General features: G+C 31.7%; 15 protein-coding genes. 1 reads left to right on the top strand and 14 read right to left on the bottom strand.

What is annotated here, in order from left to right; genetic code table 11:
- Window positions 1-8: 8 nt before the first annotated feature.
- From atpB to BMZ09_RS02550, 12 genes are all read right to left on the bottom strand, one after another.
- Window positions 9-1,076, bottom strand: a complete 1,068-nt coding sequence (gene atpB, locus BMZ09_RS02605) for a F0F1 ATP synthase subunit A (protein ID WP_394364786.1) — start codon at window positions 1,074-1,076, stop codon at window positions 9-11.
- 183 nt (window positions 1,077-1,259) lie between these two features.
- A complete protein-coding gene (locus BMZ09_RS02600) occupies window positions 1,260-1,631 on the bottom strand; it encodes a DUF6168 family protein (RefSeq protein WP_090837237.1) in 372 nt (123 codons plus the stop codon).
- On the bottom strand, window positions 1,624-1,863 hold the full coding sequence (locus BMZ09_RS02595) for an AtpZ/AtpI family protein (RefSeq protein WP_262496848.1): 240 nt from the start codon (window positions 1,861-1,863) through the stop codon (window positions 1,624-1,626). Before BMZ09_RS02595 ends, BMZ09_RS02600 begins: the two co-directional genes overlap by 8 nt.
- The gene (locus tag BMZ09_RS02590) at window positions 1,835-2,221 is read right to left on the bottom strand and encodes a bactofilin family protein (protein WP_090837233.1); all 387 of its coding nucleotides are present in this window, start codon (window positions 2,219-2,221) and stop codon (window positions 1,835-1,837) included. The genes BMZ09_RS02595 and BMZ09_RS02590 overlap by 29 nt, the downstream gene beginning before the upstream one ends.
- A 12-nt stretch (window positions 2,222-2,233) precedes the next feature.
- On the bottom strand, window positions 2,234-4,780 hold the full coding sequence (gene porW, locus BMZ09_RS02585) for a type IX secretion system periplasmic lipoprotein PorW/SprE (protein WP_090837232.1): 2,547 nt from the start codon (window positions 4,778-4,780) through the stop codon (window positions 2,234-2,236).
- Window positions 4,781-4,903: 123 nt separating this feature from the next.
- Entirely contained in the window at window positions 4,904-5,614 is a 711-nt protein-coding gene (locus BMZ09_RS02580) for an ABC transporter ATP-binding protein (protein WP_090837230.1), read from the bottom strand.
- Window positions 5,615-5,651: 37 nt separating this feature from the next.
- Window positions 5,652-7,130, bottom strand: coding sequence for a DUF5687 family protein (locus BMZ09_RS02575; protein WP_090837229.1), 1,479 nt, complete (start codon window positions 7,128-7,130; stop codon window positions 5,652-5,654).
- A 53-nt stretch (window positions 7,131-7,183) separates the two neighbouring features.
- Window positions 7,184-7,873, bottom strand: a complete 690-nt coding sequence (locus BMZ09_RS02570) for a hypothetical protein (RefSeq protein WP_090837227.1) — start codon at window positions 7,871-7,873, stop codon at window positions 7,184-7,186.
- Complete coding sequence (locus BMZ09_RS02565) at window positions 7,870-8,586, bottom strand: hypothetical protein (RefSeq protein WP_090837226.1); 717 nt, start codon at window positions 8,584-8,586, stop codon at window positions 7,870-7,872. The genes BMZ09_RS02570 and BMZ09_RS02565 overlap by 4 nt, the downstream gene beginning before the upstream one ends.
- A gap of 6 nt (window positions 8,587-8,592) precedes the next feature.
- Window positions 8,593-9,273, bottom strand: a complete 681-nt coding sequence (locus BMZ09_RS02560) for a hypothetical protein (RefSeq protein WP_090837224.1) — start codon at window positions 9,271-9,273, stop codon at window positions 8,593-8,595.
- A gap of 3 nt (window positions 9,274-9,276) precedes the next feature.
- Complete coding sequence (locus tag BMZ09_RS02555; protein ID WP_090837222.1) at window positions 9,277-9,900, bottom strand: hypothetical protein; 624 nt, start codon at window positions 9,898-9,900, stop codon at window positions 9,277-9,279.
- A gap of 1 nt (window position 9,901) precedes the next feature.
- Window positions 9,902-10,240, bottom strand: a complete 339-nt coding sequence (locus tag BMZ09_RS02550; RefSeq protein WP_090837221.1) for a PadR family transcriptional regulator — start codon at window positions 10,238-10,240, stop codon at window positions 9,902-9,904.
- 110 nt (window positions 10,241-10,350) lie between these two features.
- Between BMZ09_RS02550 and BMZ09_RS02545 the strand changes: the two genes are divergently transcribed.
- Entirely contained in the window at window positions 10,351-11,406 is a 1,056-nt protein-coding gene (locus BMZ09_RS02545; RefSeq protein ID WP_090837219.1) for a ferredoxin--NADP reductase, read from the top strand.
- 624 nt (window positions 11,407-12,030) lie between these two features.
- Here BMZ09_RS02545 and BMZ09_RS02540 read toward each other — a convergent pair.
- Both BMZ09_RS02540 and BMZ09_RS02535 read right to left on the bottom strand, forming a co-directional pair.
- The gene (locus tag BMZ09_RS02540; protein WP_245741077.1) at window positions 12,031-13,056 is read right to left on the bottom strand and encodes a glycosyltransferase family 9 protein; all 1,026 of its coding nucleotides are present in this window, start codon (window positions 13,054-13,056) and stop codon (window positions 12,031-12,033) included.
- Window positions 13,057-13,092: 36 nt separating this feature from the next.
- Window positions 13,093-13,701 (bottom strand): DUF4254 domain-containing protein, encoded by a 609-nt coding sequence (locus tag BMZ09_RS02535; protein ID WP_090837216.1) that lies wholly within the window; start codon window positions 13,699-13,701, stop codon window positions 13,093-13,095.
- Window positions 13,702-13,781 lie beyond the last annotated feature (80 nt).

Below are 13,781 nucleotides of genomic sequence, written 5' to 3'. Positions count from 1 at the left end.
AATTCTTGTTAGTGATGATCGTCGTGTTCTTCGACTGCCATTCCTATAAATAACGATGATAACATCGTGAAAATAAACGCTTGTAAAAAGGCTACTAAAATTTCAATAACCGAAATAAATAATGCTAACACTAAAGACATCCCTGTTGATCCAACAGCTCCAAATGATTCTTTCATTGTTATCATTAATGCTATTAAGCTCATTACAACAAAGTGACCTGCTGTCATGTTTGCAAATAAACGAACTAATAATGAGAAAGGTTTAATTAAAATAAAACCTACTAACTCTATTACTGCTAATATTGGACGTAAAATTACAGGTACACCTGGCATCCATAATGTGTGCTTCCAAAAATCTTTACTTGCACTAAATAAATATATAACTGCTGTAAAAATTGCTAAACATGCTGTTACTGCGATCTGACCTGTAACATTAAATCCTATTGGTGTTAATCCTAATAAGTTTAAGATCCAGATAAAGAAAAATACAGTTAGTAAAAACCCCATGAATTTACGGTATTTTTTCTCTCCAATATTTGGCTTTGCAATATCATCTCTTACATATATTACTAAAGGCTCTAAAACTCTACTAATACCTTTTGGTACTGAATGTCCTTTTTTATACCCTCTTGCTAATGCACTAAAACCTAATAACATTAAAACTCCAGTTAATAACATTCCAACTACAGATTTTGTGATTGAAAAATCTATAACTTTATGTGCATTTGTTGGATGATGTTTCTCATCAAAAGCTACTGTTGTTGCTCCTGCATCCAACTCGTATATTTTACTGTGTAGTTTTACTAAACGTGTATCTCCTTTAGTTACAATTTCGCTTCCACTATCATCATGATGAAAAGCAGAAGACATAAATGTTTTTAAACCATCTTTAGTCCAAACGATAACTGGTAATGGAAAACTATAATGCGTTCCAGACTCATTATGAGTGAAAAAGTGAAAATCGTGAGAATCTTTTAAGTGATGTTTGATATACTCCTTAATTTCTTGAGCAGTGTTCACTTGATTCCCTGGTTCTTGTTTAGTATCGTCTCCATAAGAAGAGACTGAAAATAACATTAGAACTAATATTGTTATAAAATTGATAGATTTTTTTGCCAACATCATACTTTTTGTAACTAATAAATTTATGGTCTGTAAATTTTGTGCAAATGTAAGTAATAATTTAAAAAGGTAAACGCTTTTTTTAATTAGATTTTTTTTATGTCCAACCTTATCGCTATAACACTATACTTCACACACTTACTTGCTTTTTAATAATTTGGCAATACAAGCTGTTTCTACTATTAAAAACAAAAAAAACGGTATTACTAAGCCTAAACGATCTGTTAAGGTCAAATCTTTGATTGAAAAGATGGTGCTTTTAAATAATAATATAAAAGTTCCTATTTTCAAAAACATCAATGTAAGATAAGCTGTCCCTATTTGATTAGGCATTTTATCGTGTATAATCTCGATACCTAAATAGACTATTAAAACAGCAATACCATGAAAGATATAAAGCTTTTGTAAAGAGTACGGTACGTTATCGTCCGTTAAGTAGCTTTGAAGATTATAGGCTACTACTAATATTACAAGTATTGAAGCAACGACATATAAAATACGTTTATTCATTTTTGTTTTTTTGATTGTTAGTGATTTTTATAACTTGTTTGATTACCGCATACATGGCTATAAACACAGCTATTAATGTTATTGTTTTAAAATAAAATTGATTGTCGCTACCATAATTAGTATCCAACCAACTACCCAATAGACTTCCTAGCCAAATGGTAATTCCCATTTGGAATGCTATTGAAGTAAACCTAATATAAGGATTAAGCTGTTTTTTTGGTTTTCGAGCCACTATTTAGATCTTTTACAGTGGTTTTCATAACGCAAGACACATTAAAAGTTGCCCCAGGCTCTACCGCTAATTTCTGAGTAATTACATCCCCTTCGATATACGCTGTAGATTTTAACGTAAGTGTTTCTGTAAGCTCTAAAGTACCGGTAAGTTTACCTTCAAAATACGCATTACTACACTTTAATTTTCCTATTATTTCTCCTTCTTTACCAATAACAACTTTTCCAGAAGTTTCTATATTACCTTCTATTGTACCGTCAACTCTTATATCACCATCACTAAAAAAGTCTCCTACTATTTTTGTGCCTTTTGCTATTATATTTTGAATAGAAAACTGCTCTTGCTGCTTGTTTTTCATTTTAAAGGGAAATTATTTAATTGCTAAATATTCGTTTAGATTTTTATGTATTTGAAGCGTCTTATAGTTATCAGACGAAATTCCAAAATAAGGTCTGCTAATTTTATACTTATCCTCTGCTTTCAATATATCTGCAAAGCCTTTTGCGCCTTCAACACTTTTTAAACCATGCACAACAACAAATGTTGTTTCTGCATTAAATATATCTACAGACGTTGACATATTATAATACGTAATTTTTTGCGTTACCTCATCCAAAATCTCTTTGAAGCTACTAATAGCTTCTAACTCATTGTTACTAAACTGAAACACAACTTTAAACTTAGTAGACTCAGTATCTGGCTTAAACGTTTTATCACTAACCGATTTTAAGCTAGCTATAATAGATTGCGCCTGAATGGCTTCTTCTGTATTAGCAAATGTTAAAGCAACATCGTTAAGCCCATCAACATAGGCTTGATATCCGTTTAATCTTCCCTCTGCAGTTGCTTTAAGCAATGCAAATTTAGGAACCATACCATCACCATCAAAAAAGGACATGTACTTTTTAGAACGCGTAATGACTTGCTGGTATTCTTGTCCTTCTAATAACTTATAAGTGTCTTCATATAAACTTTCCGGACTACTATCATCTCTTGTTGCTGCTAATTCTGGGTTTTTCAAAATCTCAGCATATCTAGAATTTGCATGATTAGCAATAATGTCTGCTTTGGCGATAGAAGCCTCATCATTTTGTCCTAAGATCTCGTAAATCTTAAACAAATTATATTTTGATGGCAAGACTAATTTCTCTTCTGGATTACTATCTAATAAGTTTAAAAATTTACTTTTAGACAAGTTATACTCTTTAAACTTCTCTTTATAGATTAACCCTAATTGGTAATACGCATAATTACGATCTTTTTTAATGCTGTCTAACTCTTTTTCTGTTGAAGGTAGTTGCGACATATAAAAGTCAGGATTTAATAACACATTATCTTCATCCTCCAATGCAGAGACATCTAAATCCGATTGATTAGCAAATCCTCCTGCTCTGGCAGAAAACCATCTCCAATTGTCTTCGTTTTTACGTTCTCCCCAAATACGTGAAAATTCGTTTTTACCATATGCAACAGTACTTGGATTATAAAAGTAAAAGTTAGAACCCGCTCCTGGCAAACCACCTCTTGGTGTGATTGTATTATTAAACAAATTGTCATTTGTTGCTAATCCACTTTTACGTGCTTCTATTTCTAATTTTTCTTTTGCTGCTTCTAAGCGCTGTTTTAATGTATTGGTGTAGTCTGTAAAAAACGCTAAACGTTCTGCTTCCGGCATTTTTACTAGTCTAAGAATACTGTCATTAACCTCAGCAATACCTTCGTAATAAATAACATCATCTAAGTTTTCGCGTTTACGCTTAATAGTACGGAATGGCTTACTGTTTTCTACCATGCTTGTCATTGTACTATCAAAGTACGCACCTGCAAATTTGTAGTTGTTTCTGTCAAAGTAAAAATCGCCTAAAGTCTCATAGTTTTTAGCAACTAAAATTCTATCCTTAGATTTTTCTCTTAAAGACTTATTGTAATACGCAACCGCTAAAGAATCTGATTTATTAGCTAAATGATACTCGCCAATTTGATGATAAATCTTATCTAAATATGGACGATTTTCTCTATCTTTTTCTAACTTACTTAAGTGCTTTAAAAATGCTATTTTATCACCTTTATCGTAATCAAAGTTTTTTGCTTTTTCTATTTGAGCCGCCATTAAGTAACGACGTGGAATTTTTCGGTTTAAGTCAATAACCTCATCAAATGCAAGGTTAGCACTGTCTTTATAAGTTAGCACATTGTAAAGTTGTCCTTTTATAAAGTTGAAACGTCCTTTTTCGTCATTAACTTTAGTTGCTTTTGATGCAATTTTAATTTGGGTTAATGCGCTGTCTAAAGATTTTGTGTTAATATAAGCTTGTGCTAAGATTGAAGTCGCATCTGCTAATTCTTGTCCTTCTAACTCTTCTTGCTCGATAAGACGTTTAAGATTTGTAATAGCCAACTCGTCATTTTCTAAACGCATGTTGGTTTTTTCTCTCCATACCTTTGCAGTGTTAATCTTATCTGACGCTGGATATTTGTAAAGGATGTAATTAAAAGCTTCTAATGCTGGCACAAAACGTTGATCAAAATATCTTGCTTCTCCTAACAATAAATAAGCTTCGTCAATTTGCGGGTTATATTCTTTACCCTGAATATTCATTCCGTGTTTCTGAATTGCTTTTACCGCTTTTTCTTCTGCTTTTGTAAAATCTTGATTTTTTGATTGACCAGGTAATACAATCTCTTCACTAACTTGCATACGCTCTACCGGTAAAATCTCCCAATAGTTGTCCTTGTAGTCGTTGTTTAGATTATCTCGACCTTGTTTTAAGGCTTCAAAACCATTAAACAAAGCGTTATATTCTGCAGTAACTGCATGAAAACTACGATTTATGAAGCTGTTTTTTTTTCTTGAACAACTAGTGACTGTTGCTAAGATTAATCCCGAAACTATACAAATTTTTAATGCTATCTTCAATGCGGTTGTATTTTGTGTAATACATAACTAATTAATGCAGAAAATAGTATTAATACAGACTGCAAGTCCGTAAAAATAAGCATCTTTTTTACTTTTTTCGAAAAAATGAACTGAAACTTACTTTTAAGCCACGTCTACCGCACCCGAAAAGTGTGCTTCTAATTCTTTTAAAGTAGCCTCACTAGTTTGTATATCCTTAATTACGTGCCCCTTATCTAACACAACAATACGCTCGCACACATCTGTAACATGCATTAAATCATGACTAGATACCAACACTGTTACTCCTTTTGTCTCCGCTAAATCTTTAATAATTTCCTTTAGTCTAATTTGTGTTGTTGGATCTAAATTAGCAAAAGGTTCGTCTAAAATAATCACTTCAGGATTACCTATAAGCGCAGCAACAATACCTGCCTTTTTTTGGTTTCCTTTACTTAAATCACGAAGATATTTTTTCTGACCAAGAATTTCGCCATGAAAGAAATCTGCAAACTGAGCCACTAAATTATCTACATCTTGCTTGTTTTGACCACGTAAATCACCGATAAAATAAAAGTATTCTTCTGGGGTTAAATAGCCTATCAAAAAACTTTCGTCTATAAATGCAGAAGTAAACGGTTTCCAGTCTTCACTTTGACTTACTAAAATACCATTGTTTTTAATATCTCCTGTTGTTGGTCTTATTAAATCTAAAAGCAAACTAAAATAGGTTGTTTTTCCTGCTCCATTATTACCTACAAGCCCAAAACTTTGACCTTTAGGAATGTCTAAACTAGAAATATTTAATACTTCTTTTCCGCTATATTTTTTTGAAAGATTTGTTGTTGTTATCATGATGTAGTAGTTGTAAAGGTTGATTTAATTGAATTGATTAATTGTCTTCATTAAAAGCTTTGACCATCTCATATTTAGAAGCCAAGTACTTTTTGGTAATAAAGCGCATTGTTTTTTGATGAAATATAATACCTATTAATCCTAAAGCTATTAGTGCAGAAATACCTGCATAAAAACCTACAAAATAGGTTAACGATCCAAAAATGGCTAGCGGAATTAATAACAACGGAATACCAATAATCCATTGTACTGCTCCAGTCCCTTGGTAGTTAAAAGCTGCGCGTTGGTTTAGGTCTATTTTTTTTCGGTTAAAAGACCCACCAAGCATAATTACGTAAGTATTAATACCAATATTATAGACGGCTGCTGCAAAATGTGCAACTAAGATTTTCCATCCAAAATACACATACGGTATACTTAACACAAACATGATAATAACGCTTAACATCATTAAGGTATATTTAGATTTTAAATACTGCTCATACTTGATGTTCTGGCTCATTAACATTTTGTAATAACCACTATCCCATGCAGGAATAAATTGCCCAAAGTTGATTAAAAATATCCCTGTTACAAACACACCAATAAAACCATACATTATTGGCATATCTCTGTACATTGGTTGTGGGTAAAAAAACAATCCATACAAAAGTCCAATTACCAAAATAAACACTGCAGACCTTGGACGTTTATTACGCCAGATTAGTTTTAAATCTAATTGCATAAATGGTGCAACCTCTCCGAAACGTTTAGTCCAACCTAAATCTGAAGTCGTGACTTCTTTTATTTTTGTTTTAAGTGAATTGTCTAAGTATAATTTTTTGATCAGTATTTTATGATTAAAAACAAATAGCCCAATTAATATCGCCAAAAGCACCAATAAATACAAAGGATTATTAGTAATAGCTAACATGGCTGATGATAATAAGTCAGCAAAATTGACAATATTAAAATGGTTTAACCCAAATAATGCTCCTGCAAAAAGTATGATTGGAAGGAACGAAAACTCTGTATCTGCCGAGAAACTTTCAATAATAAAATTTAAAAAATTATTAATCAACGTTAGTAATAGCATCGCTAACAACCATGTAATAACTCTAGTAACATCGTAATCCTTAGTTATTAAAACAATACTAAATGGCACAATTGCAAATAAAGGCAGAAAGTTAAAAAAAGATAACGCAGACTTACCTAAAACATAATTAACCACTGTACGCCTTTTAATTGGCACGGTTAATAAAGGTTTTACGCTCATAACTGGAAGTTTTTGCAAGAAGAAGCGTAGCATTAAATCTGCTAAAAACCAGAAAAACAATAATGTATTGACCACCACAAAAGGATCTTTGTCTGGAAACGTATTTTTAAGCGCTGGATAAATAAAAACACCTAAAGACAAAAAGACAGCTATAAAATATAAGGCAAAAAACCCCATCAATATTTTTATAGCTAAGCCTTTACCAAAGTTGGAAGACCGTATAAAAGATTTCCATTCTAGACTTAAAAATTTACTAATCATAGTGGTTAATGTTTGGTTGGTTTAATAGATAAGTATACAAATGTGTAAAAATGTTACAAACAAAATTCTGGATAGGTTTCATTTAAAAGTTGTTCTGCTTTGTTTGGTATAACCTCAAAACTAATATACATCCACAAACAAAACAGTGTAGAGAAAATAGAGACAGCAAAAACAATGTACGGATTATCAAAAATGTTGTCCGAAAAATTATACCATTGTGGTAATTGGGTTAACAGTATTATGGCAGATCCACCTGCTTGTTTAAATATTATTTCTTCTAACATCCATTTTTTATTGGACAATGCTTTACGCTGTTTAAATTGTCTGTTTAACTGTGTGCTTTTATAGATTGTAAAAACACATATTATTACAAAAAGACCAATTAAAAACGATTTTGCAAAAATGGTAGACAACCCTAAATAAATACCAAAAAATAAAGCTAGCGTAGTAATTAATTTAGGAAACGTAAACCATTGCTTAAGTTCTGTCCATAAGTATTTAAAGTAGCGTTTATTCATTGCTTTTTGACGACGTTCTAACACGTCCATAAAGCCAAAGACTCCAAATTTTTTGAAAGCTTTATCTCTAGCATCTTCAAAAGACAAGCTGGTTTGCGTTTGCCAAACAGACTCAATATCGTTAGCTAAGTGATCTACTAATTCGGTTTGTAAATCGTAATGCTCCACGTAATGTTGCCTTGTAAAGGCATATAGGTTTTCTATTTGAGGTGGGGTTAACTTCATATTAAATTATACTGTTGCTTATAATCATTAAAAATTTCTAAATATACTTTCAAACCTGATCGCACTAATGGATAGCACACAATGGTTAGTATAAATAAAATGTAATAGGGTTTACTGGCTTGATCATCATAAAAACCATTAAATGATAACAATACCAAATTGTAAATATTCCATGGTAATCCAATTATCCCAATAGATAATACAATATTTAAAGATCGTCTTGCCATTTTACTTATAGCCGAATGGTAACCACTATAAAAAGTAGGTATTGTTAAAATTATAAATCCTAAGATCAAAGTTGCCTTAATATTTAAAATAAAACAGAGGTAAAACATCACACAAAATAATAGATACTCTAGTAAAAACTTTGGCGATTTAATTAGTTGTTTTAACCCTTGCCAATGTAACCGTCTATACTTTTTACCAATGTCTTTTTGCTTTTGTTTTTCAAAATCCTTAAAGCCCTGGTTGTCGGCATACAAACCTTGTTTCATTAACTTACCATGATAAATACCATGTACTTTAGTTTGGTTACCAAACGCTTGGTGGGTTACCAGTAAGGCTTTATCAAAAGACATCCCGTTAATATTCATATAATCCTCTACTGACAATGCAATATGATCTAACAATTCTAATCGTACATCCCAGTATTTTACCTCATTTTTAATAAGGTAATTATCGATGTATTGTATTTGCTCTTTGGTTAACTTCATTAAAAATTATGCTGCTATTTTATATTGATAATACAGTGCTTTTTGGTCTTTATAAATTTGTCTTGACACAACTTCTGACGCAATACAAAACAGAAAAGAAATCACCCATAAAACAATAAACCAAAGTATGCCTTGACCTTCAACAAAACTTGATTTAAAAAGTGTAAGAGAAAAACTAAATAACTGAGTCAACATATTTACAAACTGCGAAACGGATTGCATATAACTTAATGACAAATGTTTTTTATTATCTATTGTTTTACGCCTATAAGACCACCAAAATGAAAGAATAGTAAAAGCAAATAATACACCTACTAAACTATTAAAAAAGTATACTTTAACCTCAACAACATTAAAAAGGGTGATTAATACATACATTAAAGCTGCTGTAATAATAATTTTAGGCAAACTAAAAAAGGATATTAGGTACTTAAAAACCCTTTTATAAAAAGATTTTTCAATTTGCTTAGTTCTATTAGTTATTAACGGTCTGAAGCCTTTTGTCCCAAAAGCTATTTTCGCTTTTGTTACTGCATCCTCAAAAGGCAACTTTGGATTGTCTTCTAAAATTTGAGCAGCAGCATCAACCAAGTGGTCAACTAATTCGATTTTTAAATCAAACCATTCTATACCGCTTTTTTCAACGTAGGTATCTATGTATTGTATTTGGTCTTTGGTTAACTTCATTATTTAGATAATAGTTTTTGAATACTCTAAAATCTTATTCTTTTTGTTACGTAACTCGATGCCTCCAGCTATGTTAAATAAAATTGCTAAAAACCAAAAGGCGATAAAAAAATATTGGTTTTCTAACCATGGTTTAGCTACTCCCATAGTGTATAAAAATAAAGAAGGTAAAGCCATTATTGAATATAAAGGCTGTGCCATTTGCAACTTTTTAAAGGTTTTATGATGAGAATAACCCGTTATAAGCGCCCAAAAATGTATAATTGACAGACTAACTATAAGTATTAAAGTAAATGCTGTATTTAGCTGCAATTGCTGCATCCAATACACTGCAAATCCAAATGCTATAGTAAAGGGAAGATAATTAGGCTTATAAAAAAACATCGCTAAACGTCGCCACATTTCTCTTTGATAACTCCAATGGATTGTTTTTTGACGTTTCTTTTCAAAGTCTTTTATAAAATCAATTTTAGACTTAAGATAGTCTACTAATTGCTCTTCTTTATTTGACGCTTCAAATCCTGATGCTAAATGATCAATAAGTTCTAATCTAACATCTACAAATTTCACCTTAAGTTTAATCAGGTAATTATCTATAAACTGTATGTTTTCTTGACTTAACTTCATATTAATCTAAACTAAATTTAGGACTCATAAAGGTCTCCATCGTTTTAATATAATCCTTAAGTTCTTCCAATTTACTAACCGTTTCTTTATTACCTTTTTCGGTAAGTTTGTAGTATTTACGCAAACGGTTATCTACTTTTTTAACTTCGACATCCAACAACCCTTCGGCCTCTAACTTATGTAACGCAGGATACAGAGCACCTTCGGTAATATTAAGTTCACCTTTAGTAATTGCTTTCACTTTTTGCGTCATTTCGTAACCATACATTTTTTCGCTTTCATTTAAAAGCTTTAAAATAATAGTGGTCAGACTACCCTTATATAATTTTGAATTTGCCATATTACAAACATACATAATTTTCTTATGCATAATAAACTTATGTATTAATTTTTTTCTAAACAGCGGGCAAAACGGTAAAGCTTCATTATTTTTACATAAAAATTAAAACCATGTCTCAATTTAATACACTAACTATTTCGGATATCACACGTCAAACAGACCAATGTGTTACTTTGACTTTTAATGTACCAGACCACTTAAAACAAGACTACGCGTTTAAAGCTGGACAATATATTACACTAAAAACTAAAATTAACGATGCAGAAGTAAGACGTGATTACTCATTATGTTCTTCTCCGTCAAGCGGAAAACTTACCGTTGCGGTTAAAGCAGTACCAAACGGAACCTTTAGTACTTACGCTAACAACAGTTTAAAAGTTGGAGACACTTTAGACGTTGCAAAACCTCAAGGTCGTTTTGTTTTTGAACCAAAACCTACAGAAGAACGCACCATTGCAGCCTTTGCTGCCGGAAGTGGTATTACACCAATATTAAGTATTGCAAAAACAGTTTTAGAACAAGAACCTAAAAGTCACTTTGTACTGGTATATGGTAACAAAACACAAAATGACACCATATTTTTAGAAGAATTATTAGCCCTACACCATAAATATGTAGATCGTTTTTACATTCAGTTTTTATACAGCCAATCTCAAGAAGAGAATGCCTTATTTGGACGTATCGAAAAAAGTACAGTTAACTTAATTGTTAAAAACAAATACAAACATGTTACCATAGATAACTTTTACCTTTGTGGACCAGAAGCTATGATTAACACTGCAAAAGAGGTGTTAATTGAAAATGATATTGCCAAAAGCAGTATTCATTTTGAATTATTTACAGCCGCTACACAAGCAACAACTGAGACTGTAAACACAAGTGAAGGCAACTCTGAAATTACGGTTACTGTAGATGATGAGTCTGAAACGTTTATCATGTCGCAAAAACAAACCATACTTGAAGCTGCATTAAAACAAGACTTAGATGCACCATATTCTTGCCAAGGCGGTGTATGTAGTAGTTGTATTGCTAGAGTTGTAGATGGTAAAGCAGTTATGAGACAAAACAACATATTAACAGATGCAGAAGTTGCAGAAGGCTTAATACTTACTTGTCAAGCACATCCTACAACACCTGCTTTAACTGTGGATTATGACGACGTATAATACATAGTTGTGCAGTTAGTCGATTTTAAATGATTTTAATCGAAAGCACTTTAAAACCGACCTTCAAAAAATAGAATAAGTAGTCAATCCCATAGATTTGTATCAGATTATAACACTAAAATTTGTTAGTTTAAGGGATAATATTAATTTTATATTAGTAGTTAAAATCAGAAGCCTCAATTTATATTGAGGCTTTTTTTTGTGTCCTATATTTACAATAAAAAAATTCCGTCCACTTGACCATTATTTTATCCTCTACTTCAATATTAGCAATGCAAACCAATATATAAGATCAATAAAAAAAACGTAATTACGCAGGCAAGGACTTTATATAACATTTCAATTTATACTAGACAATCTAGTATTGAATTAGCATTCAATAAGTGTTTAAATCGTGATAGTAATTTCTTTTTGAATAGAAAACAATCAAAAAACAGTTATTCACCCCTTTTAATAGCTTTTAATCGAAAGCACTTTAAAACCGACCTTCAATAAAGACGATAAGCAGAACATCGGCTACATTTGTAACAGATTATAACGCTAAAATTTGTTAGTTTAAGGGATAATATTAATTTCATATTAGTAGTTAAAATCAGAAAGCCTCAATGTAAATTGAGGCTTTTTTTATGCTTTTAACACCGCTTTTACTCGGTCTATAATTTGCAACGGTTGTATCGTCCCCGCTACCGTTTTATAGTCTTCGGGATATTTATTACCATAAATAGAAGTTGGCAATTTTGGATAGGCTTCTATATCTGGCACTACATTATTAGCATTTGGTTGGTTAAACGCACCAAAACCAGCATACGGATGTGTTACCCCCCAAATAGTAACCACGTTTACACCTAGCATAGCTGCTAAATGCGCGTTACCAGAATCCATACTAATCATAACGTCCAAATTAGAGATTAAATCCAACTCTTGGTTTAATCCATATTGTCCAGCGACATTAATAACGCTTTTATTATCTACCAGCAATGTATCTAGCTGTGCTTTATCAGCCTTGCCTCCAAATAGAAAAATAATGTAATCTTTCTGTAATTCCGCAATAACAGTCTTCATTTGCTCCAAAGGATACATTTTAGAGGCGTATTGAGCAAAAGGCGCAATACCAATCCATTGTTTCCTGTTTTGCGTATCAACAGCTTCTAAAATAGTTTTCGGAATGGCTTTCTTATCAGAAAACTCAGGGTTACTTAAGTCCAATTTAAACCCTAAAGCCTCAAAAACATCCGCATAACGTTGGTGAGTGCTTTTTAAAGGCGCAAATAAATCACCAGAAACTAATGCTTTTTTCTCGTTACGACCTTTATCCAACTGTTTTACAGTTTTCCCTATTAAAAACAACTTTAATATTTTTGTTCTTAACACATTGTGCAAGTCCGCAACAGCATCCACCTTTAGCTTACGTATTGCTTTTGACAATTTAAAAAGTCCCAAAACACCTTTATGTTGGTCTTTTAAATCTATAGCAAACACCTCAACATTTTTTAAATCTCTAAAAAAAGGTGCAAAAAAAGGACGTGTTAAAACTGTTAATTTAACACCAGGATATTGCTTATTAAAAGCGCGTAACACAGGTACAGTCATAGCAACGTCTCCCATTGCTGAGAGACGAATGACTAAAATATGTTTTAGTGTTTTTGACATCTAGAAACGTCTTATATAAAAGACAAGTGTGTCTTATTATTTTTGATTTCTTAATACAGGATTAAGCTCGTCGTCATTATACATTTTCATTTGTTTATACACTTTCATGTACTTGTCTCCATTTTGGATATCCGTTAATAACGTATCAATTGCAGTACTTAAATCTACACGTTGCTCTAATAAAATATCAAATTTTATTTGACAAGCTGCTTTATGTGTCTCAGAAGCATCGGTTCTTGTTGCTTCTTCTTCCATATGGTATACTTTTAAAGCTAAAATTGATAATCTATCAACTCCCCAAGCCGGACTTTCTGTATTAATAGTCGCATCACTTTTAGGTGTTACGTTTTTATATTGTTCTAAAAAATAACTATCAATATACTCCACCATATCCGTACGATCTTGGTTAGAAGCATCAATTTTACGCTTTAACGTTAAGGCTGCAACTGGATCTATTTGTGGATCACGAATTATATCCTCGTAATGCCATTGTACAGTATCTATCCAACATTTACGGTATAAAAGGTGCTCTAATAAATGTGTGCTTTTATCGTAAATATTAGTAAACGGTTGGTCCACTGTATTAATAATATGGTACTTTTTTATAACGTCCTGAAATATGGTATTTGCTTTATCTGTAAACATCCTCTAATTTTTAAGACTGTAAAATTACATAAATTAAAATGAATTTTAGTTGGTACGTGTTTTGGCTTTTTAAATAATAG

Source organism: Olleya namhaensis (genome assembly GCF_900114005.1).
Classification (GTDB): domain Bacteria; phylum Bacteroidota; class Bacteroidia; order Flavobacteriales; family Flavobacteriaceae; genus Olleya; species Olleya namhaensis.
The sequence above is the reverse complement of the archived record's forward strand: the minus strand, read 5'-3'. Positions and strand labels throughout refer to the sequence as shown.

Excerpts from the sequence above, each read along its gene's own strand:
- atpB (WP_394364786.1), bottom strand. The coding sequence starts at position 1,076 with ATGTTATTTTCAGTCTCTTCTTATGGAGACGATACTAAACAAGAACCA.
- BMZ09_RS02600 (WP_090837237.1), bottom strand. The coding sequence starts at position 1,631 with ATGAATAAACGTATTTTATATGTCGTTGCTTCAATACTTGTAATATTA.
- BMZ09_RS02590 (WP_090837233.1), bottom strand. The coding sequence starts at position 2,221 with ATGAAAAACAAGCAGCAAGAGCAGTTTTCTATTCAAAATATAATAGCA.
- BMZ09_RS02580 (WP_090837230.1), bottom strand. The coding sequence starts at position 5,614 with ATGATAACAACAACAAATCTTTCAAAAAAATATAGCGGAAAAGAAGTA.
- BMZ09_RS02575 (WP_090837229.1), bottom strand. The coding sequence starts at position 7,130 with ATGATTAGTAAATTTTTAAGTCTAGAATGGAAATCTTTTATACGGTCT.
- BMZ09_RS02570 (WP_090837227.1), bottom strand. The coding sequence starts at position 7,873 with ATGAAGTTAACCCCACCTCAAATAGAAAACCTATATGCCTTTACAAGG.
- BMZ09_RS02565 (WP_090837226.1), bottom strand. The coding sequence starts at position 8,586 with ATGAAGTTAACCAAAGAGCAAATACAATACATCGATAATTACCTTATT.
- BMZ09_RS02560 (WP_090837224.1), bottom strand. The coding sequence starts at position 9,273 with ATGAAGTTAACCAAAGACCAAATACAATACATAGATACCTACGTTGAA.
- BMZ09_RS02555 (WP_090837222.1), bottom strand. The coding sequence starts at position 9,900 with ATGAAGTTAAGTCAAGAAAACATACAGTTTATAGATAATTACCTGATT.
- BMZ09_RS02550 (WP_090837221.1), bottom strand. The coding sequence starts at position 10,240 with ATGGCAAATTCAAAATTATATAAGGGTAGTCTGACCACTATTATTTTA.
- BMZ09_RS02545 (WP_090837219.1), top strand. The coding sequence starts at position 10,351 with ATGTCTCAATTTAATACACTAACTATTTCGGATATCACACGTCAAACA.
- BMZ09_RS02540 (WP_245741077.1), bottom strand. The coding sequence starts at position 13,056 with ATGTCAAAAACACTAAAACATATTTTAGTCATTCGTCTCTCAGCAATG.
- BMZ09_RS02535 (WP_090837216.1), bottom strand. The coding sequence starts at position 13,701 with ATGTTTACAGATAAAGCAAATACCATATTTCAGGACGTTATAAAAAAG.